Genomic DNA, 21,430 nt, shown 5'->3' on the forward strand with positions numbered 1-21,430 from the left:
CTTCTACGTCTGGATGGCACCGACCCGCCATGCTCGCCTCGCGGCAAGTGGTCGCTCGAAGCGACGAAGGTTGGGCCCGGGGGCTTGGATCGAGCCGGTGCCAGTACCACGGTAACAAAGACCCCGGAAAAGTGATTCCCGTGCGCCGGGTTGACTCGCGGAACCCTGCGGAACCAGGCTCCCGGCGCTACGGGCGTCAGTCCCTGAGCAGGTCCGGCACCCCGTCCTCGTCCGGCATGTCCCGCTCCCCCGAGACCACCGTGAGCTGCTGCGTCGCCCGGGTCAGCGCCACGTACAGCACCCGCAGCCCGGCCGGGGACTCGTCCGCGATCTCCGCGGGCGAGACGACCACCGTGGCGTCGTACTCCAGCCCCTTGGCCTCCAGGCTGCCCAGCGCCACCACCCGCTCCCCCAGCTCCGCGAGCCACGCGCGGGCCTGGGCGCGCCGGTTCATCGCGACGACCACGCCGACCGTGCCGTCCACCTGCTCCAGCAGCCGCGCGGCCTCATCGCGGACCGTGGCGGCCAGGTCCCCGTCGCGCACCGGCTCGAAGCGCGGCACCACCCCGGTCGAGCGGACCGCCGCCGGGGACTCCATACCGGGCATGGCCAGCGCCAGCACCTTGGCGGCCAGCTCCGCGATCTCCGCCGGGTTGCGGTAGTTGACCGTGAGGGTGAAGCGGCGGCGCGGCCGGGAGCCGAGGGCCTCGTCCCGGGCCGCGGCCGCCTCGTCCGGGTCGGACCAGGAGGACTGGGCCGGGTCGCCGACGATCGTCCAGGTGGCGTGCCGACCGCGGCGGCCGACCATGCGCCACTGCATCGGGGTGAGGTCCTGCGCCTCGTCGACGATGACGTGCGCGTACTCCGTGCGCTCCGCCGCGAGCCGCTCGGCCCGCTCCCACTGGGTCTCCTCGCGCTGCGGCATCAGCTCCTCGAGCCCGGTGAGCTGGTCCAGCGGATCGGCCTCGCGCTTGCGCTTGGGCCGGTTCGGGGTGCCCAGCAGCGCCTGGAGCTCGTCCAGGAGCGCCACGTCGTGGACGGAGAGCGGACCGTTGCCCTCCGCGTCCAGGCGCTTGAGGGAGCGGGCCAGGCGGCGCGTCTCGCCCTGGTTGAGGATGCGCCGGGACCAGCGGCCGAGCCGCCGTTCGTCGGCCATCGCGGCCAGCACCCGGCGGGGCGTCAGCTCGGGCCACCAGGCGTCGAGGAACTCCAGGAACGGGGTCTCGGTGGAGACGTCCTCGTCGAACGAGGACCGCAGCTCCGCGATCAGTTCCGGGTCGGTGTAGCGGCCGCGCCCGGAGGACTTGTTCCACAGGGCGTCCAGCAGCAGCTTGCGGGCGCGCGGGCGCAGCAGGTTGACCGGGGCGGTGCCGCCCAGGGCGTTGTGCCGGATACGCCGCAGCTCCTCGGCCTCCAGCTCGATCCGGGCCCCGAAGGCGACGACGCGCAGCCGGGTGGGGGTGGCCGGGGCGGCCGCCTGCGCGGGCTCGTCCCCGAACGCGAGCTGGCCGCCCTCGTTCGCCGGCGGTGAGATCTCCAGGGCGCCCCGGGCCGCCTTGCGCAGCACGGGGAGCATCCGGGAGGAGCCCTTGACCCGGGCCACGGCCGGTTCGTCGTACGCGGTGGCGCCTTCCAGGCCCGCCGCGTCGTCCGAGAGCGAGCCGATCGCGCGGATGGCGACCTGGCCCTCCTCGCCGAGCGAGGGCAGCACCCCTTCGGTGTACGCGACCAGGAGCGGGGTGGGCGAGACGATCAGGATGCCGCCCGCGTACCGCCGCCGGTCCTGGTAGAGCAGATACGCGGCCCGGTGCAGGGCGACGGCGGTCTTGCCGGTGCCGGGGCCGCCGGTGACCTCGGTGACGGAGGCGGCGGGGGCCCGGATGACCAGGTCCTGTTCTGCCTGGATGGAGGAGACGATGTCCCGCATGGTGTGGCTGCGAGCCTGGCCGAGCGCCGCCATCAGCGCGCCGTCCCCGATCACCGGCAGCTTCTCGCCGCCGAGGGACGCCGTCAGCTCCGGCCGCATCAGGTCGTCCTCGACCCCGAGGACCTTGCGGCCCTTGGAGCGGATGACCCGGCGGCGTACGACACGGCCCGGGTCCTTCGGGGTGGAGCGGTAGAACGGGGCGGCGGCCGGGGCCCGCCAGTCGATCACCAGCGGCGCGTAGTCGGAGTCCAGCACCCCGATCCGCCCGATGTGGAGCGTCTCCGCGATATCGGCGGTGGCGTCGTCGCGGACGGAGTCGTCGGCCGGCTCCACGGAGGTGTACGCGCCGTCCGGGCCGCGCTCCCCGTCCTTGCCGAGCAGCAGATCGATCCGCCCGAAGAGGAAGTCCTCGAACTCGCTGTTCAGCCGGTTGAGGTGGATCCCCGCCCGGAACACCTGGGCGTCCCGCTCCGCGAGCGCGCCGGGGGTACCGACCTGGCCGCGCTTGACGGCGTCGTTCATGAGGAATTCCGCCTCGTGGATCTTCTCTTCGAGGCGGTGATAAACACGGTCGAGATGCTCTTGCTCGACACCGATTTCCCGGTCCCGCAGCGATTCGACAGCGGCATCCTGCGCGGCCACCGAGGCCCCCTTCTTAACGGCACTGGGCAGCCGTCAACCCTATAGCGAAGGGGGCCCGGGCGCACCTGCCGACCAGGGAGGAGATCGCGCGTCGCGCGCTGCTAAGGGCTGTCCCGTCGTCGCCCGGCAGGCGGCAGTTTGACGACGGGCCCTAGCCCCCGATCTCCACCAGCCGCTCCCCGTCGAAGGTCCGCACCTCGAAGCGGGCGATGTCCTCGCGGTCCATCGCCGCCCCGCCGTGCACGTACAGCGGGGCCTTCGCCGTCGGGTTCGTCGCGCCTTCGATGCCGTACCCCCACCGCGGGACGGACCAGGAGGTGACGACCTCCTCCTCACCGGTCCTGGAGACGGCGACCAGCGTGCACTTCTGCGGTCCCTTGACGTTCTTCAGCTCCAGGACCGTGTGGGTGCCCCAGGCCTTCTCCTCCATGCCGACGGTCGCGCCGACCCGGGTGGTGGGGTCGGTCGCCGAGACCTTCTCCGTCATGCGCTCGAAGAAGGAGTCCTCGGCCGGGCTGGTGGGATGTGGCTCGCCCACGGCCACCGATCCGCCACCGCGGTCGTCGCCCGCCGTGACCGCGAACGCGGCGACCGGGCCGCCGACGATGAGGGCAGCGGCCGCGGCGACCCAGTACCGGCTGCGCCGGCTGCGGCGGTGCCGCCTGCGCGCGACCTCGTCCATGAGTCCTCCGAGCAGCCGGGGCGCGGGCTTCTCGGGCACATGCGGTACGGGGCGGGCGCCGGGCACGGCGGACGGGGCCTCGGAGAGCATCGCGAGCATCGGCTCCATCCCCGCGAACTCGTCGAGATGCGCGGCGCACCGGGCGCAGCCCGCGAGATGGGCCTCGAAGTCGCTCGCCTGCGCGTCGTCGAGAATGCCGAGGACGTACGCGGCGGCCGCGTCGTGCTCGGACCCTTCGGAGCCCGTCGGCCCCGGGCCGTGACCGGGTCCGGCGCCGAAGCGTCCGGGCGGGCCGGGGATGCCTGCGAGGTGGGCGGGCCCTGAGGGGTGTGCAGGACCCGCCGGATACGGGGGACTTGAGGGACCTGACGGCGTGCGGTGACCGGGAGGCCGGGGCCCGAACGGCTGCCACTGCTGGTCGCTCATGCCGTGATCCCCCTCTCTTCGAGTGCGAGCTTCATCGAACGCAGTGCGTAGAACACCCGGGACCGCACGGTCCCGCTGGGGACACCGAGCACTTCGGCGGCCTCGTTGACCGTACGCCCCTTGAAGTAGGTCTCGACCAATGCTTCCCGGTGCGCGGGGGTCAAATCTTCGAGCGCGTCCGAGAGCGTCATCAGCCACAGCGCCTTGTCGATCTCGTCCTCCGCGGGAATGACCTCCAGCGGCGACGGATCGACCTCGCGCGGCCGGGCCTGCCGGCTGCGGTGGTTGTCGATGACGATGCGCCGGGCGACCGTCACCAGCCAGGGTCGGACGGAGCCGGTGGCCCGGTTGAGCCGGCCGGCGTTCTTCCAGGCACGGATGAGCGTCTCCTGCACCACGTCCTCAGCCCGCTGGCGGTCGCCCGCGACGAGTCGGAGGACGTACGCGAGCAGCGGCCCGGCGTGTTCGCGGTACAGCGCCCGCATCAGCTCCTCGTCCGGTATCCCGGAAGGGGGCGGGGGCGGCTCACTGCGATGTCGAGCCCTGTGCGGACGGTCATCGGCCACGGCCGCATCCTTGCGCACCCGAACCTCCCGGTCGAGACCTCTGAAACGAGCTCCTGGACCATCGATACGGGGGTGGGGGCCGGTTCATTCAACGCCGGGCGGAAATTCTTTCTCCGGACCGTACGCGCCGGGTCCACCCGGGTCGTTCGCGCCGGTCGTCCCGGAGGTTCTGCGGCGGTGGCGGGCGACCCGCTCGCGGTTGCCGCAGACCTCGCCGGAGCACCAGCGCCGCCGTCCGCCGCGCGAGGTGTCCAGGTAGAGGCGGTGGCAGGCCTCGCCCTGGCAGCGGCGCAGGGCCGACCGCGCGACCGGGTCCGTGAGCAGGTCCACCGCGTCCCGGGCGACGACCGCGAGGAGACCCGCGCAGTCGGGCGCGGCGCTCAGGGCCCGCACCAGCTCGCCGTCCGCGCCGCGCACCGCGCGGGGGCCCGGAGGCGCGCCGGAAGCCAGGGAGTTGACCCGCTCCAGGGCGCCGTCGGCCGGCGCCCCGCCGAGCTGAGCAGCCATCAACCGGGAGACGTCCGAGCGCAGTTCGTGGAAGCGGACCACCCAGGCGTCGTCCAGCGCGGTCAGCGCGGTGCCCGGCGGGACGAGTCGGGCGTCGCACAGCCACTGGGCCAAGTGGCCGGGCCCGCCGAGCTGTTCGCAGGTTCCGGGCACCCCGCCCGCACGTTCCGTGGCCACCAGGTCGAGGCAGATCCGGCCCGCGTCGAACCGCCACATCCGCGCACCCCTGCCCACTGCCATGATCCCGCTCACCGCCCTGGGTCACCCGGTGGAACGACCACCCCCAGAGTGCTCCTGTCGGGGCCCGGCCGGAACCCCCGCCGCCACCCCCGTACCGTGGCGGCCATGGAGCACGAGGGGGAGATCCGCATGGACCCGCACGACGAGAGCACCGTGATCGGCGCCGACGGGCTGCTGCTGCGCCCGTGGCGCGAGCAGCACCTGCCCGCAGTGCTTACGGCGTACGAGGATCCGGCGATGCGGCGGTGGCTGGCCGTCCAGGTCTCCGGGCCGGACGGGGCCGCCGACTGGCTGGAGGCGCAGCGTACGGGGTGGGCTTCGGGCACCCGCTTCGCGTTCGCCGTGACGGAGCGCGGGCGGGAGGACGAGCTGCTCGGCAACGTCGTGATGAAGCAGCTGGATCTGGTGAACGGCCAGGCCGAGATGGGCTATTGGACGACGGCTCCGGCGCGCGGCCGGGGCGTGGCGTCACGGGCGCTGGCGGCCCTGACCGACTGGGCGTTCACGACCTTCGGCGAGCAGGGCCTCCTCCGGCTGGAGTTGCTGCATCAACTCGACAACGTGGCCTCGTGCCGGGTGGCGGAGAAGTGCGGATACCCGTTGGCGCGGGTGATCCCGGCGCTGCCGCCGGACTATCCGCTGGACGGCCATGTGCATGTGCGGGAGGCTCCGGTGGCCGCGGCGGTGGTCAGCCCGCCGGCGGATCGTCGTGGAGAAGCCGCTGGAACAGGTGGTGGTCGCGCCAGCGGGCGTTGATGTGCAGATAGCCGGGCGCGGTACCGATCCGCTCGAACCCGGCCTTGGCGAGCACCTGTTGGGACGGGACGTTGTCGGTGACGGTCGCCGCCTCGACGCGGTGCAGGCCCAGCCGGTCGCGGGCCGCCTCGCAGACGGCGCGGACGGCCGCGGTGGCCAGGCCGCGTCCGGCGTGGCACTCGTCGACCCAGTAGCCGAGGCGGCCGTTGCGGAACGGGCCCCGCTCGACGCCGGAGAGCGTGAAGGCGCCGATCACCCGGTCGTCGGCGTCGGCGAGCACCCAGGGCATCGCCCGCCCGGCGTCCCGGTCGGCCAGCAGGGCGGTGAGCCGGGCGGTCTGACCCTCGACGGTGTAGAAGATGTCGGGGCGTACGGGTTCCCAGCGGCGCATGTACGCGCGGTTGCGGGTGAGGGCCGTGGCGAAGGAGGGCGCGTCGGTGAGTTCGGCGGGCCGGAAGGCCACGTCCGGGGCGAGGAGGTGGGTGCGGTCGGTCATCCGGTCACGCTAACCGGGACGGCCGGGCTCCGGCTCGCCTGCCCCGGCTCCCCGTGGAGGGGGGCACGGCGAGCGGCCCGGCCGACCTGGGCGTACGCCCCGCAGCCCCCGCGCCCCAGGCCTCTCAGCGCCCGTACTTCGTGTCCGCCGACGGGTCCAGCGCCAGCCGGTAGCCGCGCTTGACGACCGTCTGGATCAGCCGGGGCACGCCCAGCGCCGAGCGCAGCCGGGCCATCGCCGTCTCCACCGCGTGCTCGTCGGATCCGCTGCCGGGCAGGGCCCGCAGCAGGTCGGCGCGGGCCACCACCCAGCCGGGGCGGCGGGCCAGCGCGTGCAGGAGGGCCATGCCCGCGGGCGGCACCGCGCGCAGTTCGTCGTCGACGAGGACGGCGTGGCCCCGGATCTCGACGCGGTGGCCGGCGACGGGCAGGATGCGGGCGGCCGCCGGGAGGTGGGCGCACAGCAGCTGGACGAGGGGGCCGAGCCGGAAGCGTTCCGGCTGGAGGGTGTCGATGCCCCGGGCCTGGAGCGGGAGGGCGGTGACCGGTCCGACGCAGGCGACCAGCACGTCGTCGCGCAGGGCACCGAGGATCTCCGGGAGCAGACCGCGGGTCTCGGCCCGGCCCAGGAACGAGGCGGCGGCGGGCGCGCTGGTGAAGGTGATCGCGTCCAGGCCCCGGGCGGCCGTGACGTCGAGCATCCGGTCGAGCGGGGCGATGTCCTGCGGCGGCATCCAGCGGTAGACGGGGACGACGACGACCTCGGCGCCCGCGGCCGTCAGGGACTCGACGAAGCCGGGCAGCGGTTCGCCGTGCAGTTGGAGGGCGACCCGGCGGCCCGCGACGCCCTCGGCGAGGAGTCGGTCGAGGACCTCGGCCATCGATTCGGACCCGGGCGACCAGGCCTCGGAGAGCCCGGCGGCCCGGATGGCGCCCTTGACCTTGGGGCCCCGGGCGAGGAGTTCGACCCCGCGCAGGGTCTGAAGGAGCGCGTCGCCGATGCCCCAGCCGTCGGCCGCCTCGATCCAGCCGCGGAAGCCGATCGCGGTGGTGGCGACCGCCACGTCGGGGGCGTGACCGATCAGCTCCTTGGTGGCGGCGAGGAGTTCGCTGTCGTCGGCGAGCTGCACGATCCGCAGGGCGGGCGCGTGCAGGACGGCGGCCCCGCGGCGTTTGAGGAGGGTGCCCAGCTCCTCGGCCCGGCGGGCGGCGGTCACCCCGACGGTGAAGCCCGCGAGGGGGCCGTGCGTTGTGTCGTCGTCCTGCATGGCGTGTTCCCGGCTCCTGTGTTCCCGCTGGTGCGCGATGGTTCCCGCTGGTGACCCGATGTGCGGAGGCCCGAGACTGCCAACGGTGCGTGACAGGCTCGGTTCCCCCGTATTTCCCGGCCGTTACGTCGCAGGACGCCGGACCGTGCCGTTTCTACACCTCCGCGTAACCGAGCTGGGCACGGGCGGGCGCCGGTGCCGGGCGGCGAAGGTATACCGCCCAGGTGAGCGTGATGCACACCCCGTAGAAGGCGAGGAAGGACCAGAAGGCCGCGGTTCCGGCGCCGGAGGCCTGGAAGGACTGGCGGAAGGCGAGGTTGATCGCCAGGCCGCCGAGGGCGCCGACGGCACCGATGAGGCCCATGGCCGCGCCGGAGAGCCGCCGTCCGTGGGCGGCGGCCGCCTCGCCGTCCAGGCCCCGGGCCAGCGCCTTGGTGTGGAAGATGCCGGGAATCATCTTGTACGTCGATCCGTTGCCGAGGCCCGTCAGGACGAACAGGGCGGTGAAGCCGGTGAGGAAGACCGGCAGCGAGGCGGTCCCCGAGGCGTGGATGACGACCCCGGTGGCGGCGGCCATCGCGACGAACGTGGCCAGGGTGATGCGCGCGCCGCCGTACCGGTCGGCGAGGCGGCCCCCGACGGGCCGGATCAGGGAGCCCAGCAGCGGGCCGACGAAGGTGAGCGAGGCGGCCTGGAGCGGGGTCCGGCCGAACTGGGTCTGGAGCACCAGGCCGAAGGCGAAGCTGTAGCCGATGAACGAGCCGAAGGTGCCGATGTAGAGGACCGACATGAGCCAGGTGTGCGGGTCGCGGACGGCCTCCAGGGCGGCCCCGGTGTCGTTCTTCACGGGCCGCAGGTTGTCCATGCGGAGGGCGGCGCAGACGGCGGCCAGGATGATCAGCGGGAGGTACACGCCGAGGACGATCCGGGGGTGCGAGGCGCCCAGGGTGCCGATGACGAGCAGGCCGACGAGCTGGACGACGGGGACGCCGATGTTGCCGCCGCCCGCGTTGAGACCGAGCGCCCAGCCCTTCTGGCGCAGCGGGAAGAAGGCGTTGATGTTGGTCATCGACGAGGCGAAGTTGCCGCCGCCGATCCCGGTGAGCGCCGCGACGGCCACGAACGTGCCGTACGAGGTTCCGGGCTCCATCACCCAGAACGCGGCCAGGGTCGGGACGAGCAGGCTCACCGCGCTGAAGATCGTCCAGTTGCGGCCGCCGAAGCGGGCGACGGCGAAGGTGTACGGCACCCTCACCAGCGCGCCGACGAGGGTGGCGGTCGAGATGAGGAAGAACTTCCCGGCCGGGTCGACGCCGTACTCGGGTCCCATGAAGAGGACCATCACCGACCACAGGGTCCAGATGGAGAATCCGATGTGCTCGGAGAGCACGGAGAACCAGAGGTTGCGGCGGGCGACCCGTTCGCCCTTCTCCCGCCAGAACGTCTCGTCCTCCGGCTCCCAGGTCTCGATCCAACGGCCTGCCATCACGCGCCTCCACAGGGGGTCGGGGTGTTGTTCCCGACGCTAGGGAGCCCGCGTTTCGGCGTGGTGCCGCGAGGTGACCGGTGCGCAACCTTGCCCTCACCGGGCCGTTCCCGGCCCGGTGAGATGGAGCCCTACCGTCTGCCGTCCGGCCAGAGCCGTGGCCGGCGCTTGGCGGCGACGTCCTCCACCCAGCCCACGGCGACGATCATGAGCGCGAGCAGCGGCCAGATGACCAGGGTCATCAGCAGGGTGTACCCCGCCTCGACCGTCGATCCCAGGTGCGCGTCCACGTACGGGATCTTCCAGAGGAGGTCGATCAGCGGGATCGTCGCCAGGATCAGCAGGTTGTGCCAGAGGTAGATCGTCACGGCCCGGTTGTTGGCGAGCGTGACCAGGCGGTCGAAGCGGGCCAGCCGGCCGGGCAGCTCCTGCCAGGACGGAGCGTACTGGAGCAGGATCACGCAGAAGCCGAGCGACCAGGTCGCCTGGGCCAGCGGGATGTCGTTGAGGTCCCAGCCGTCCGCGGTGAGGTGCCCCGAGGCCCACCACAGCCCGAAGCCCATGACGATCGACGCCAGCGAGATCGTGAGGTAGCGCGGCACGTCCTTGAACAGGCCGTCGTGGTGGGCGAAGCCGAGGACCCAGCAGGAGCCGAACACCGCGAAGTCGCTCAGCGCGTTGCCGGTCTCGCCCGGGATCGTCACCAGGCCGGTGCCGATGACGGCGGTCAGACCGAGCGGGGCGAGCAGCGTCGCCCAGGGAAGCCTGCGGAACGCCCGGAGCAGCAGGGGCGAGGCGATGACGAACCAGAGGTAGGCGCGGATGTACCAGAGCGGGCCGGCCGCCTGGACCGCCCAGGTGTCCTCCAGCAGACCGGCCTGGTCACCGCTGGACCAGGGGAAGGGGGGTGCGCCGACCGGGAAGACGTACCAGGCGAGCTTGACGAACCACCACAGGCCGTCCTGCTTCACCGGCTGCCAGCTGAGCGCGAACATCATCGGTACGACGACGAGCGAGAACACCCACATGGGCGGCAGCAGGCGGCGGATCCGGCCCCGGACGACGCCCAGGGCGGGTCGGGACAGCGAGCGGGCCATCAGCGAGCCGGCCAGGGCGAACATCACGCCCATGGAGGGGAACAAGATGGTCAGCCAGGCCCAGCCGAAGATGTGGTAGATAACCACGCGGACCAGGGCGATCGTCCGGAGCAGGTCGAGATAGCGGTCCCGGCCGGGCTTCCCCGCCGCGGCGGGGGGCGCCACGGGGGTTCCTGCGGGCACGGTGGCGGCGCTCATCCGACGGGCCTCCTCTCGGGGACGGACCCGGTGCCGCGCCGCTGGGCGGAGACGCCGCCGGGGGCCTCCACCGCGCCGGTGCGGCGCAGCTTCTGCCAGCGCAGCCGGCCGCCGGTGAGCGCGGTGATCCAGGACTGGAGCAGCACGACGTACATGAGCTGGCGGTAGAGGATCTGCTGGAGCGGCAGCGAGAGCAGGTGCGTCATGCGTTCCCTGTCCAGCCGGAAGGCGTACGCGGCGCAGACCGCCTGGACGACCAGGACGCCGAACCACGCGGCCACCGTCTTGCCGGTCGGGCCGAAGACGAGTCCGTACAGCAGGAACACGTCGATGAGCGGTGCGAGCAGCGGGGCGACGACCATGAACAGGGAGACGAACGGCAGGCCGACCCGCCCGAAGCGGCCCGACGGCCCGCGTTCGATGACCGCGCGGCGGTGCTTCCAGATCGCCTGCATGGTGCCGTAACTCCACCGGTAGCGCTGCGACCAGAGCTGTTGCACGGACTCCGGGGCCTCGGTCCAGGCGCGGGCGTTCTCGGCGTAGACGACGCGCCAGCCGTCCCGGTGCAGGGCCATGGTGATGTCGGTGTCCTCGGCGAGGGTGTCCTCGCTCATCCCGCCGACCCGTTCCAGGGCCTCGCGGCGGAACGCCCCGACCGCGCCGGGAATGGTCGGCATGCAGCCGAGCACGTCGTACATCCGGCGGTCCAGGTTGAAGCCCATCACGTACTCGATGTGCTGCCAGGCGCCGATGAGGGAGTCGCGGTTGCCGACCTTGGCGTTGCCCGCGACGGCCCCGACCCGGGGGTCGGCGAAGGGCTGGACCAGCTCGCGGACCGTGGCCGGTTCGAAGACGGTGTCGCCGTCCATCATCACGACGATGTCGTAACGGGCGTGCCGGATGCCGTTGTTGAGGGCGGCGGGCTTGCCCGCGTTCTGCTGGCGCACGACCCGTACGCGGGGCAGCCGCATGGCCTCGACGAGGTCGGCGGTGCCGTCGGTGGAGCCGTCGTCGATGACGATGATCTCGATGGGGTGCTCACTGGCGGCCAGGGAGCGCACGGTCGCCTCGATGCACTCGCGTTCGTTGTACGCGGGGACCAGGACGGAGACCGGGCGGCTGAGGGGTTCGCCCCAGCTGAAGTTCCTGCGGCGGACCTTGCGGGCGTGCAGGAAGGAGAGCAGCAGCATCAGGCCGAAGCGGGCCAGGACCAGGGCGCCGATGACGGCGAGGCCGACGACCAGGACGCCGGTGATCCGCTCGGACACGGCGACGGCGGAGACGAACGCCTTGCCCTTCCACAGGGCGAACCCGGTGACCGGGGTGTGCGCGCTGGGGGAGTCCAGGGCGGTGGTGAGGCGGGTGAAGGTGTAGCCCCGCTCCTTGAGGTCGGGCAGCAGGGTGTCCAGCGCGGCCACGGTCTGCGAGCGGTCGCCGCCGGAGTCGTGCATCAGGATGATCGCGCCCTTGCCGTTCTTCGGCGTGGCCCGCTCGACGATGGCCCGGACGCCGGGGCGCTTCCAGTCCTCGCTGTCGGTGTCGTTGACGACGGTGAGGTAGCCGCGGCTGCCGATGTACTCCGTGACCGGCCAGGACTTGTTGTCCATGGCGTCCGAGAAGGAGGAGTACGGCGGCCGGAAGATCGAGGTGCGGATCCCGGCCGCGCCCGCCAGCGCCAGCTGGTTCTGCGACAGCTCCCAGTCGATGCGGCCGGTGGACTGGTAGGAGAGGTCGGGGTGGTTGAAGGTGTGCAGGCCGAGTTCGTGGCCCTCCTCCACCATGCGCCGGACCAGGTCCGGGTGGCGGGCGGCCATGTTGCCGGTGACGAAGAAGACGCCGTGGGCGTCGTACTCCTTCAGCTTGTCGAGCACCTTCGGCGTCCACACCGGGTCGGGCCCGTCGTCGAAGGTCAGGACGATCCTGCGGTCGGGGATGCGCAGGGTCTTCGCGTCACCGGAGCGGGCGTCGATGACGGGCCCGCCGGCCAGGACGTCCTTGGGTACCTGGTCGGAGTGGTCGGCGTCGCGGACCCGGTGGTCGGCGAGGATCTCGCTGTGCACGTATCCGCGCAGCATCAGCATCGCGAGCAGGGCGACGAGAAGTGTCGACGGCAGGAGGTAGCGCATGGGGAGCCTGAGCCGGCTCCGGCCACGTGACGCCTTCCTCTTCTTCCTGCCGTTCCTGCCCCGCGTGGCGGGGGAGTTCATTTACGGGGCGCTCTCTTCTTGCACCGGCTGTTCGGGGTCCTCGACGGGCGGGGCCGTCGGTTCGGTCGGCTCCGGCTCGGGGGACGGCGTGGGATCGACCGGCGGTTTGGCGGTCGAGGTCGTGGGGGCCGGTTTGGTGGCGCCGCCACCGCCGCCACCGCTCCCGGCGGGCCGGGACGGGTCTGCGGAGGCGGACGCGGAGGGGCGCTCCGCCGCCCCGGCGGGCACGACCACGGAGGTGGCCGACGGGGTGGCGCCCGCGGGGTCGCCGGACGCGCCGGCCGACGGGGAGCCGGAGGCGCTGGGACCCGGCTCCGGGGCGTCGTCGGAGAGGCCGTCGTCCACGGTGTCGGCGCTGGGCTCGGGAAGGTCCTCGACCTGCTCCGCCCGCGCCTTCTCCTTCGGCCCGGACAGGGGCAGCCAGGGGGCGCTGGAGTTGCCGCCGAGTACGGCGAAGACCAGCGTCACGGCGTAACCGGCGCAGACCGTGGCCAGGACCCAGCCGAGGCGTCGGAAGGTCTTGCTGCGGCGGCCGCTCTCGTCGACGAAGACGGGGCCGTCGGAGCCGTCCGGCGGGGCGGGTTCGCCGGGCAGTTCGGCGAGTTGACGGCCGAGTCCGTCGAGTTGGATCGTCGCGTCGTTGGGCTCGTGCGTGTGCCCGGTTCTCTTGCCTTCGCGCCAATTGTCCACAGGTGCAGCCCATCCCCCACTCAATGAATCAGGCGCACCGAATTTGACCGGTTCTTTACTGTCGGACTGGGCCCCCACCCGTCCACGAACCTGGCGTCCATGCACCCGGACGATGAATGTAGCGCACGACGTTGACGCCCAAGTGCCCCTGAACGGAGTTGATCAGGAACGGTTGCGCATCAGTGACAGATCGGACGCGGGCAGCCAGGAGCCCGACGGCCGGGCCAGCCACCCCTCGGCAAGGGCCAACTGGTCAGTAGCGTTGCGCAGCGCGTCCACGCCGGGATGGCGCAGACCCTTCCGCCAGACCAGCGACACCGGCGAAAGCGGAATCGGGTCGACGAGCGGGCGCAGCACGGTCCCGGGCAGGGGCGGAAAGTCGACGACGGCCAGCACGGGGTGCCCGCCCTTCTCCATGACCCGCTGGAATTCGGCCACGCCCACGGCGAGCGGGACGGGCGGGGCCATCACGATGCCCCACTCGCCGAACAGCGATGCGGCGAGGTCGGTCCACTCCCGCGTCCGCTCGTTGCCCGCCCCCGCGTAGACGGTCTCGCCGGACAGCTCGGCCAGGGCGACGGTCTCCCGCTCGGCGAGGGGATGAGCCAGGGGCAGCATCAGGGCCATCGGTTCGTACCGCACGGGGTGCGTGGAAAGTCCCGCCCGCACGGCGGGCGCCAGTCCGGCGGCCCGGCCGAAGGAGGCGTCGAGCCGGCCGGCCAGGATCTCGGCGGCGGCCCAGGTCAGCCCGGACTCGAAGCGGGCCATCAGCTCACACTCGGGCACCAGCTCCCGGGCGCGCGCCAGCACCCGGGCGGCGGTGGCCCCGTCGCTGTTCAGGTCCACCAGCAGCGGCCGGGCGGGAGCGCCGCTGAAGGCCCCGGCGAGCTCGGCGTGCGCGTCGAGCACCCGGCGGGCGTACGGGAGCAGGCGTTCGCCGTCCGGCGTGAGCGCGACCTGCCGGGTGGTCCGGACGAACAGCTCGGCGCCCAGCTCGCGTTCCAGCCGCCGGACATCCCGGCTCAGCGCCTGCTGGGCGACGAAGAGCCGGGCGGCGGCCCGGGTGAAGTGCAGTTCGTCGGCGACGGCGAGGAAGGCACGCAGGAGTCGGGGGTCGGTGTCGGCGGGAGGCACGCCGCGAATCTACCGCGCGGGACCTCATTCACAACACGTGCGCGTGAATCGGTACGGATCAGGTGTTGGACCCGGGCGGCGGGGCGCGGCGAGCCTGGTCCGTATGCCGATATCCCCTGCCGCCCGCCCGGAGACCGAACCCCGGCCCGTCCTTCGCTCCCGTCCGGAGCGAGCCTCCGCTCCCCCGGCCGCGCCCCTTCTCGCCGTCTCCGGCGGGCAGTTGGTCGCGGCACCCCGCTCCGTGCCGACGAGCGCCAGGACCCAGCCGTCGCGGTCGTCGTCGAATCCCTACCTCCGGCTGCTGGCGACGCCCGGGGCCCGCGCCTTCACGGCGGGCAATCTGATCGCCCGGCTGCCGATGGGCATGCTCAGCGTCAGCGCGGTCATCATGATCGCCGGGTCCCGGGGCTCGTACGCCCTCGCCGGGGCCGTCACCGCGACCGGCCTGGCCGCGACGGCGGTCGTCGCGCCCTTCACCGCCCGGCTGGTGGACCGCTTCGGGCAGGCGCGCGTCGCCGTGCCCGCCACCGCGCTCGCCGTGCTGGGGTCGCTGGCCCTGGTGCTGTGCGTGCACCACGACGCCCCGGCCTGGACGCTGTTCGCCGCGTACGCCGCGACCGCGACGACCCCGAACACCGGCGGGATGTCGCGGGCCCGCTGGGCGCATCTGCACCGGGGCGATCCGGTGGCCCTGCACACCGCGAACTCCTTCGAGCAGGCCGCCGACGAGCTGTGCTTCATGCTGGGCCCGGTGCTGGCCGCGACGCTCTGCGGGGCGCTGTTCCCGGAGGCGGGCACCCTGGTGGGCGCGGCGCTCCTGATGACCGGCGTCCTGATCTTCGCCGCCCAGCGCGCCACGGAACCGCCCGTCACCCCGCGGACGAAGACGGTGGCCTCGCCCCTGCGCACGCCCGGGATGCCCGCGCTGCTGGCGGTCTTCCTCGCGACGGGGGCGGTGTTCGGGGCGCTGGAGGTGGTCTCCATCGCGCACGCCGGGGGCGCGATCCTGGCGCTCCAGGCGGCGGGCTCGTGCGCGGCGGGCCTGCTCTACGGTTCGCTGCGGCCGGCCCGGAGCGTCCGTCTCCGGCTGCTGCTGTGCCTGGCCGCGATGACGGCCCTGATGTCCCTGCCGCTGCTGGCCGCCGCCGCGTCGGCCGCCCTGCCGGTCCTGGCGCTCTGCCTGCTGCTGGCGGGGGCGGCGACCGCGCCGACCATGGTCACGGGCATGACGCTGGTCCAGCGGGCCACGCGCCCGGAGCAGCTGAACGAGGGCATGACGCTCGCGGTGACCGCGCTGCTGGGCGGGGTCGCGGCCGGGGCGGCGGCGGGCGGCTGGCTGGTCGAGCACGCGGGCACGGCCCCCGGCTACGCGGCCCCGATGGCGGCGGCGGCCCTCGCGCTGGTCGTCGCGGCCGCGGGCGGAGGGTACGGCCGAGGGCGGCGGGCGTGAAAAAGCCGCTGCCCCGCGAGCGAACTCGCGGGGCAGCGGCCTACATGGGAATTGTGGAGATGGCGGGAATCGAACCCGCGTCCAACGGTGCGGAACCAGGGCTTCTCCGAGTGCAGTTCGCTGCGCTTTTCTCGGCCCCGGAGGTCACGCGAACAAGCCTCCGACAGGCCCAGCCACTGTTTGATTTCCTTCTCGGCCCCGTGGCCGGGCCGAGAAGTTTAGATCCCTAGTTGATGCCAGGATCCGGGTCGGGATCACCCCCGGGCTGACACTCCGCAGAGTCTTCGCTAGCTGCTAATTAGGCAGCGAGGGCGAAGGCGGAGGAATCGCGCTTGGAATTGGCGATTATTGTTTGCGACATATGGTTTACGAGATCATTGCCGCTTCCTCGACTCGCTTCCCCTGCTTCGACATCCGCTGTCGAAACCGATCATCCCCATGTGGTGTTTTCAAAACGCGCACCTTCGCTGAGGTGCACGGCCCATCGTACGTGACCAACGCCGGACGATGCCAGCGTATTCCCCGTGCGGGCGTCCTCAGGCGCTGCGCTGCCGCCGGCGGGCGGCCGCGATGGCGCGGTTCGTCTCCCGCGTGTCCTGCTTCTCGCGGAGCGTCTGCCGCTTGTCGTACTCCTTCTTGCCCTTCGCGAGCGCGATCTCGACCTTGACCCGGCCGTCCTTGAAGTACAGCGCGAGGGGCACGATGGTGTGGCCCGTCTCCTGCGACTTCGACTCCAGCTTGTCGATCTCGGCCCGGTGCAGCAGCAGCTTGCGCTTCCGCTTGGCCGCGTGGTTGGTCCAGGTGCCCTGGACGTACTCGGGGACGTGGATGTTGTGGAGCCACGCCTCGTGGTCGTCGATCTGCACGAAGCCGTCGACCAGGGAGGCCCGCCCCATGCGCAGGGACTTGACCTCCGTCCCCATGAGCACGAGGCCGCACTCGTAGGTGTCGAGGATGCTGTAGTCGTGCCGCGCCTTCTTGTTCTGCGCGATCATCTTGCGCCCGGTGTCTTTTTCCTTCGCCATAGTGCGGTCATTTTCGCACTACGACCCACCCCCGAGGCCACTCAATACCGTCTCGGCCCGCTGCTGGGCCCGCTCCCCCACCACGAGGTCGGGGGTGATGCCCTTGCCGTCGACGTTGCGGCCGCCCGGCGTGCGGTAGTGGCCGACGGTCAGCTCGGCCACCGAGCCGCCCGGGAGCCTGCTGGGCATCTGCACGGAGCCCTTCCCGAACGTGGGCGAGCCGACGGTGACCGCGCGGCCCCGGTCCTGGAGGGCGCCGGTCAGCAGCTCGGCGGCGCTCATCGTGCCGCCGTCGACCAGGACGACGACCGGCCGGTCCGTGTCACCGCCCGGATCGGCGTACAGCGCGTGCTGATCCCCGCGCACGTCGTACGTGGCGACCAGGCCGCCGTCCAGGAAGGCGGAGGCGGCGACGACGGCCTCGGCGACGAGTCCGCCGGAGTTGGCGCGCAGATCCAGGAGTATCCCCGCCCCGTCGGGGGCGTCCCGGACCGCGTCCCGCACGTCGGCCCCCGCGCCCTTGGTGAAGGCGGCGACCTTGACCAGGATTGCCGACGAGGGCGCGTCGCCCAGCCGCCGCACGGTGACCGCCTCGGTGGTCAGCCGGGCCCGCTCCAGGGTCTCGGTCCAGCTCCGGCCCTCCCGGACGAGCCCGAGCTCCACCCGGCTGCCCTCGGCCGCTCCCGTACCGTCGCCGCGCAGTAACGCGACGACCTCCGCGACGGGGCGCTTGCCGATCGCGCGGCCGTCCAGGGTGCGCAGCAGATCGCCGGTGCGGATGCCGGCCCGGTCGGCGGGGCCGCCGGGCTGGACGCGGGAGACGGTGACATCACCGCGGCCGGTGCGCCGGGCGGAGAGCCCGACCCCGGTGTAGGTGCCGTCCAGCGCCTGCTCGAACTCCTCGTACTCCCGCTGGTCGTAGACCGCGCCCCAGCGGTCCCCGCTGCGGCTGACGACCTCCTCGGCGGCGTCCTTCACGGACTTCCCGTCGGCCTCGGCCTCGGCGGCGGCGTCCTCGATCTCGTCGCGGTCGACCGGGGCGACGGTGGAGGAGACGGCGCGGGTCTGCGGACCGGGCCCGGGATCGGGGTCCTGCGGCAGCGAACCGGTCGCGGCGGCGGTGGCGAGAGCACACCCGAAGACCAATGTCAGGGCCGCCCCGCGGCGAAGACCGCGGGGCCCGAAGCGATGCCCACAATCCGACATGCCGCCGAGTCTAGGACAAGCCCCCTGGGGCGCACGGGCGATCGCCCGTGCGCCCCAGGGGGCACATGTCACACCTTCAGGTACTTGCGCAGCGCGAAGAGAGCGGCGACGGCGGGCATCAGCAGCCCGATCGCGAGCACCAGCGGAAGCTTGGTCAGGACCGCGTCCCAGCCGATGAAGTTGATGAGGTTCAGTTTCTCCTGGAGGGCGAGGCCGCCGTCGATCAGGAAGTACCGGCCGCCGAGCAGCATGGCGCAGGCCAGCACACCGCCGATCAGACCGGCGACGGCCGCCTCCATGATGAAGGGGGCCTGAATGTAGAAGCCGGAGGCCCCCACGAGGCGCATGATGCCCGTCTCACGTCTCCGGCTGAACGCGGAGACGCGCACGGTGTTGACGATCAGGATCAGCGCGATGACGAGCATCAGGATCATCACGTAGATCGCGACGACGTTCATGCCGTTCATCAGCTCGAAGAGGTTGTCCAGGATGGACCGTTGGTCCTGGACGGACTGCACCCCGTCCCGCCCGGCGAACGCCGTGGCGACGACCTTGTACTTCTGCGGGTCGTCCAGCTTCACGCGGAAGGACTCCTGCATCTGGTCGGGCGTGATGTTGCCCGCCATCGGGGAGTCGCCGAACTGCTCCTGGTAGTGCTTGTACGCCTCGTCGACCGTCTCGAAGTGGACCGTCTCGACGGCGTCCATCTTCTCCAGATCGGCCTTGATCTCCGCCTTCTGCTCCTTGGTGACAGCCCCCTTGGCGCACTTGGGCATGTCCTTGGCGTCGTTCTTGTTGCAGAGGAAGATCGAGACGTTGACCTTGTCGTACCAGTAGTCCTTCATCGTGCTGACCTGCTCGCGCATCAGCAGCGCACCGCCGAACAGGGCGAGCGAGAGGGCGACGGAGACCACGACCGCGAAGGTCATCGTGAGGTTGCGGCGGAGACCGACGCCGATCTCCGACAGGACGAACTGGGCGCGCATGGCGTCCTTTCAGTACTCGATGCTCGAAATGCACGAAGGGCCTTGAGCCCCTCGGTCAGTGCTGGTAGCCGTAGACGCCGCGTGCCTGGTCGCGTACGAGACGGCCCTGCTCGAGCTCGATGACGCGCTTGCGCATCTGGTCGACGATGTTCTGGTCGTGAGTCGCCATGATCACGGTGGTGCCGGTCCGGTTGATCCGGTCCAGCAGCTTCATGATGCCCACCGAGGTCTGCGGGTCGAGGTTGCCGGTCGGCTCGTCCGCGATCAGCAGCATGGGGCGGTTGACGAAGGCGCGGGCGATGGCCACACGCTGCTGCTCACCACCGGAGAGCTCACCGGGCATCCGCTCCTCCTTGCCGCCGAGGCCGACGAGGTCGAGGACCTGCGGCACGGCCTTGCGGATCTCGCCGCGGGGCTTGCCGATGACCTCCTGCGCGAAGGCCACGTTCTCCGCGACCGTCTTGTTGGGCAGCAGGCGGAAGTCCTGGAAGACCGTCCCCAGCTGGCGGCGCATCTGCGGCACCTTCCAGTTGGACAGCCGCGCGAGGTCCTTGCCGAGCACATGGACCATGCCCGTGCTGGCGCGCTCCTCGCGCAGGATCAGTCGCATGAAGGTCGACTTGCCGGAGCCGGAGGACCCCACCAGGAAGACGAACTCACCCTTCTCGATGTCCAGCGAGACATCGCGCAGAGCCGGTCGGGTCTGCTTCGGGTAGGTCTTGGAGACGTTGTCGAATCGGATCACGGATGCACCACGGTCGGCCGGGAGTAGGTGAGCGTGACCATACGCGAACCGGGCTCACGCGTGCAGGCGGCGTCCGGCAATGGGTGGTATGTGGCGAATCGCCCCATGGTACGAAACGGGTCGTGCCGGACCTTGTCCGGTGGGCCGCGCCGAAATCGCCGCGAGCTGGCACAGTGGTGGGGGGAACGGTTGCGTTTCCGTGAGCGTTGTGCGGAGAGAAAGCAGGCAAGCGGCTCCGCCGCGCGGGAGGAGGAATGCGCATGACCTATGACCGACTGGTGTGCGCGAACTGCGCGGCGCCCGTGAGCGAGGGCCGTTGCCGCGTCTGCCGTGCCGTGCGGCAGCAGATGCTGGAGGAGCAGGGCCAGGGCCCGCTGGCCGGAATGAGCCCGGCGATGCTGATCGCCCTGATGGTGGTGTTGCTGGCGGCGCTCGCGCTGCTGGCGCAGGCGGCCTGATGAGGCCCGCGCGGCCCTCGGGGCCGCCGCTCACCGCCCCGTCGGGGCTCACAGACGTATGCGTACGGCCGCCTGAGCGGTCCGGGCGCGCAGAAGGGCCCGGGAGGGGTTGCACACCCTCCCGGGCCCTTCGTCATGCCGTGCTGCGCCGCGTACGGGCCTGATCCTCGCCCGCTACGCGCCGGTAAGGTCCGTCACGGTCCGCGGCGGACGTCGCCGCGGACCGTTGGTGCCGGACCTAGGCGACCGTGCGACCGCCGCCGACCAGACGCGGCAGGATGCGGAAGCCGATGCCGCCCGCGATCATCGTCGCGGCGCCGATGACCAGGAAGGTCGTCTCGGCCGCACCGGTCTCGGCGAGCTCTTCCTTGCCCTTGCTCTGCTCGACCGGCTTGTTGCCGACACTGTCGGTGTCGGTGTTGTCGGTGCACTCGGCGCCGTCGAGGTCGACGGTGCAGCCGGCGTCGTCGCCACCGGTGGTGGACCCACCGGTGGCGCTGCTGCCGCCCTGGTCGCCGCCGGTGGTGCCCGGGGTACCGGTGGAGCCGTTGGAACCCGAGGTCCCGTTGGTGCCCGAGGTCCCGTTGGAACCCGAGGTCCCGTTGGTGCCCGACGTGCTGGTCTCGCCCGTGGTGGTCTCACCGGTCGTCGAGGTCTCACCGGTGGTGGACGTCTCGCCGGTGGTCTCGCCCGTGGTGGTCTCACCCGTGGTCGAGGTCTCACCCGTGGTGGACGTCTCGCCGGTGGTCTCACCGGTCGTGGTCTCACCCGTGGTCTCGCCCGTGGTGGTCTCACCCGTGGTCGAGGTCTCACCCGTGGTGGACGTCTCGCCGGTGGTCTCACCGGTCGTGGTCTCACCCGTGGTGGTCTCACCCGCGGCGCCGCCCGGGTCGGCGCCGCCGATCGGGTCGTCGTCACCCTCGATGCCCAGCCCGACGTCGAGGCCGTTCTGGTCGGCCTCGGCCTTCACGCCGATGCCGGCGACATCCACGCCGATGCCGACGGCCTGCGCCGCACCGGCCGCAGTCAGCGAGGCACCCGCGGCAATAACCGCACCAGCGGCTATCCGCGCGACGCGAACACGCGTCTTCTTCGTCATCTGTTGCTACCCCCAGTAGCCGATCTCGTCATTGGAGCAGCCATATGTGGGCAGCGGGCCCAGCCGGGAATCGCTCTCGGCAAGGCCACGTCGTGTCGTGGTCACCCCGCCCCGCCCCCCGGTACACACCCGCCCCAGAC

The 21,430-nt window shown here is 72.0% G+C and carries 19 protein-coding genes and 1 other RNA gene; 3 read left to right on the top strand and 17 right to left on the bottom strand.

The annotated features are described in order from the left end of the window. Positions 1 to 196: 196 nt before the first annotated feature. The 4 genes from D3105_RS07990 to D3105_RS08005 form a co-directional block, all read right to left on the bottom strand. Positions 197 to 2,569, bottom strand: coding sequence for a HelD family protein (locus tag D3105_RS07990; protein ID WP_206272685.1), 2,373 nt, complete (start codon positions 2,567 to 2,569; stop codon positions 197 to 199). A gap of 151 nt (positions 2,570 to 2,720) precedes the next feature. Then, positions 2,721 to 3,677: an anti-sigma factor family protein gene (locus D3105_RS07995; protein WP_118901466.1), complete on the bottom strand. Its 957-nt coding sequence runs from the start codon at positions 3,675 to 3,677 to the stop codon at positions 2,721 to 2,723. Continuing rightward, positions 3,674 to 4,261, bottom strand: a complete 588-nt coding sequence (locus D3105_RS08000; protein ID WP_024263532.1) for a sigma-70 family RNA polymerase sigma factor — start codon at positions 4,259 to 4,261, stop codon at positions 3,674 to 3,676. The genes D3105_RS07995 and D3105_RS08000 overlap by 4 nt, the downstream gene beginning before the upstream one ends. A gap of 66 nt (positions 4,262 to 4,327) precedes the next feature. Next, positions 4,328 to 4,990, bottom strand: a complete 663-nt coding sequence (locus D3105_RS08005; protein WP_240646837.1) for a CGNR zinc finger domain-containing protein — start codon at positions 4,988 to 4,990, stop codon at positions 4,328 to 4,330. Positions 4,991 to 5,095: 105 nt separating this feature from the next. Between D3105_RS08005 and D3105_RS08010 the strand changes: the two genes are divergently transcribed. Beyond that, entirely contained in the window at positions 5,096 to 5,746 is a 651-nt protein-coding gene (locus tag D3105_RS08010) for a GNAT family N-acetyltransferase (RefSeq protein ID WP_240646838.1), read from the top strand. Here D3105_RS08010 and D3105_RS08015 read toward each other — a convergent pair. From D3105_RS08015 to D3105_RS08045, 7 genes are all read right to left on the bottom strand, one after another. After that, the gene (locus D3105_RS08015) at positions 5,679 to 6,242 is read right to left on the bottom strand and encodes a GNAT family N-acetyltransferase (RefSeq protein WP_118901472.1); all 564 of its coding nucleotides are present in this window, start codon (positions 6,240 to 6,242) and stop codon (positions 5,679 to 5,681) included. The two genes, D3105_RS08010 and D3105_RS08015, sit on opposite strands and share 68 nt — an antisense overlap. A 124-nt stretch (positions 6,243 to 6,366) precedes the next feature. Further along, a complete protein-coding gene (locus D3105_RS08020) occupies positions 6,367 to 7,509 on the bottom strand; it encodes a uroporphyrinogen-III synthase (protein ID WP_118901475.1) in 1,143 nt (380 codons plus the stop codon). A 154-nt stretch (positions 7,510 to 7,663) separates the two neighbouring features. Beyond that, on the bottom strand, positions 7,664 to 8,995 hold the full coding sequence (locus tag D3105_RS08025; RefSeq protein ID WP_118901478.1) for a nitrate/nitrite transporter: 1,332 nt from the start codon (positions 8,993 to 8,995) through the stop codon (positions 7,664 to 7,666). Positions 8,996 to 9,126: 131 nt separating this feature from the next. Next, complete coding sequence (locus tag D3105_RS08030) at positions 9,127 to 10,290, bottom strand: acyltransferase family protein (RefSeq protein ID WP_118901481.1); 1,164 nt, start codon at positions 10,288 to 10,290, stop codon at positions 9,127 to 9,129. Further along, positions 10,287 to 12,497, bottom strand: coding sequence for a glycosyltransferase (locus D3105_RS08035; protein WP_118901484.1), 2,211 nt, complete (start codon positions 12,495 to 12,497; stop codon positions 10,287 to 10,289). Before D3105_RS08035 ends, D3105_RS08030 begins: the two co-directional genes overlap by 4 nt. Beyond that, the gene (locus D3105_RS08040; protein ID WP_118901487.1) at positions 12,498 to 13,187 is read right to left on the bottom strand and encodes a hypothetical protein; all 690 of its coding nucleotides are present in this window, start codon (positions 13,185 to 13,187) and stop codon (positions 12,498 to 12,500) included. A 162-nt stretch (positions 13,188 to 13,349) separates the two neighbouring features. Next, positions 13,350 to 14,321 carry a LysR family transcriptional regulator gene (locus D3105_RS08045; RefSeq protein ID WP_118901490.1) on the bottom strand — a complete coding sequence of 324 codons (972 nt, stop codon included), beginning with the start codon at positions 14,319 to 14,321 and terminating at the stop codon, positions 13,350 to 13,352. A 103-nt stretch (positions 14,322 to 14,424) separates the two neighbouring features. Between D3105_RS08045 and D3105_RS08050 the strand changes: the two genes are divergently transcribed. Continuing rightward, positions 14,425 to 15,771 (top strand): MFS transporter, encoded by a 1,347-nt coding sequence (locus D3105_RS08050; RefSeq protein WP_240646839.1) that lies wholly within the window; start codon positions 14,425 to 14,427, stop codon positions 15,769 to 15,771. A gap of 51 nt (positions 15,772 to 15,822) precedes the next feature. Here the strand turns inward: D3105_RS08050 and ssrA are convergent. The 5 genes from ssrA to ftsE form a co-directional block, all read right to left on the bottom strand. Next, positions 15,823 to 16,209: a transfer-messenger RNA gene (gene ssrA / locus D3105_RS08055) on the bottom strand. 98 nt (positions 16,210 to 16,307) lie between these two features. Further along, positions 16,308 to 16,796 carry an SsrA-binding protein SmpB gene (smpB, locus tag D3105_RS08060; RefSeq protein ID WP_073800936.1) on the bottom strand — a complete coding sequence of 163 codons (489 nt, stop codon included), beginning with the start codon at positions 16,794 to 16,796 and terminating at the stop codon, positions 16,308 to 16,310. Between the two features lie 18 nt (positions 16,797 to 16,814). Further along, positions 16,815 to 18,002: a S41 family peptidase gene (locus tag D3105_RS08065; protein WP_118901493.1), complete on the bottom strand. Its 1,188-nt coding sequence runs from the start codon at positions 18,000 to 18,002 to the stop codon at positions 16,815 to 16,817. 68 nt (positions 18,003 to 18,070) lie between these two features. Continuing rightward, positions 18,071 to 18,988 (bottom strand): permease-like cell division protein FtsX, encoded by a 918-nt coding sequence (gene ftsX / locus D3105_RS08070; protein WP_010062141.1) that lies wholly within the window; start codon positions 18,986 to 18,988, stop codon positions 18,071 to 18,073. A 55-nt stretch (positions 18,989 to 19,043) separates the two neighbouring features. Then, positions 19,044 to 19,733, bottom strand: coding sequence for a cell division ATP-binding protein FtsE (gene ftsE / locus D3105_RS08075; protein ID WP_003968787.1), 690 nt, complete (start codon positions 19,731 to 19,733; stop codon positions 19,044 to 19,046). A gap of 260 nt (positions 19,734 to 19,993) precedes the next feature. Here ftsE and D3105_RS08080 point away from each other — a divergent pair, with 260 nt between their 5' ends. Continuing rightward, entirely contained in the window at positions 19,994 to 20,191 is a 198-nt protein-coding gene (locus tag D3105_RS08080) for a hypothetical protein (protein ID WP_030591905.1), read from the top strand. Positions 20,192 to 20,429: 238 nt separating this feature from the next. Here the strand turns inward: D3105_RS08080 and D3105_RS08085 are convergent, their stop codons facing one another. Beyond that, positions 20,430 to 21,290, bottom strand: coding sequence for an LPXTG cell wall anchor domain-containing protein (locus D3105_RS08085; RefSeq protein WP_118901496.1), 861 nt, complete (start codon positions 21,288 to 21,290; stop codon positions 20,430 to 20,432). Between the last annotated feature and the right edge of the window lie 140 nt (positions 21,291 to 21,430).

The organism is Streptomyces globisporus (assembly GCF_003501885.1).
GTDB lineage: Bacteria > Actinomycetota > Actinomycetes > Streptomycetales > Streptomycetaceae > Streptomyces > Streptomyces globisporus_D.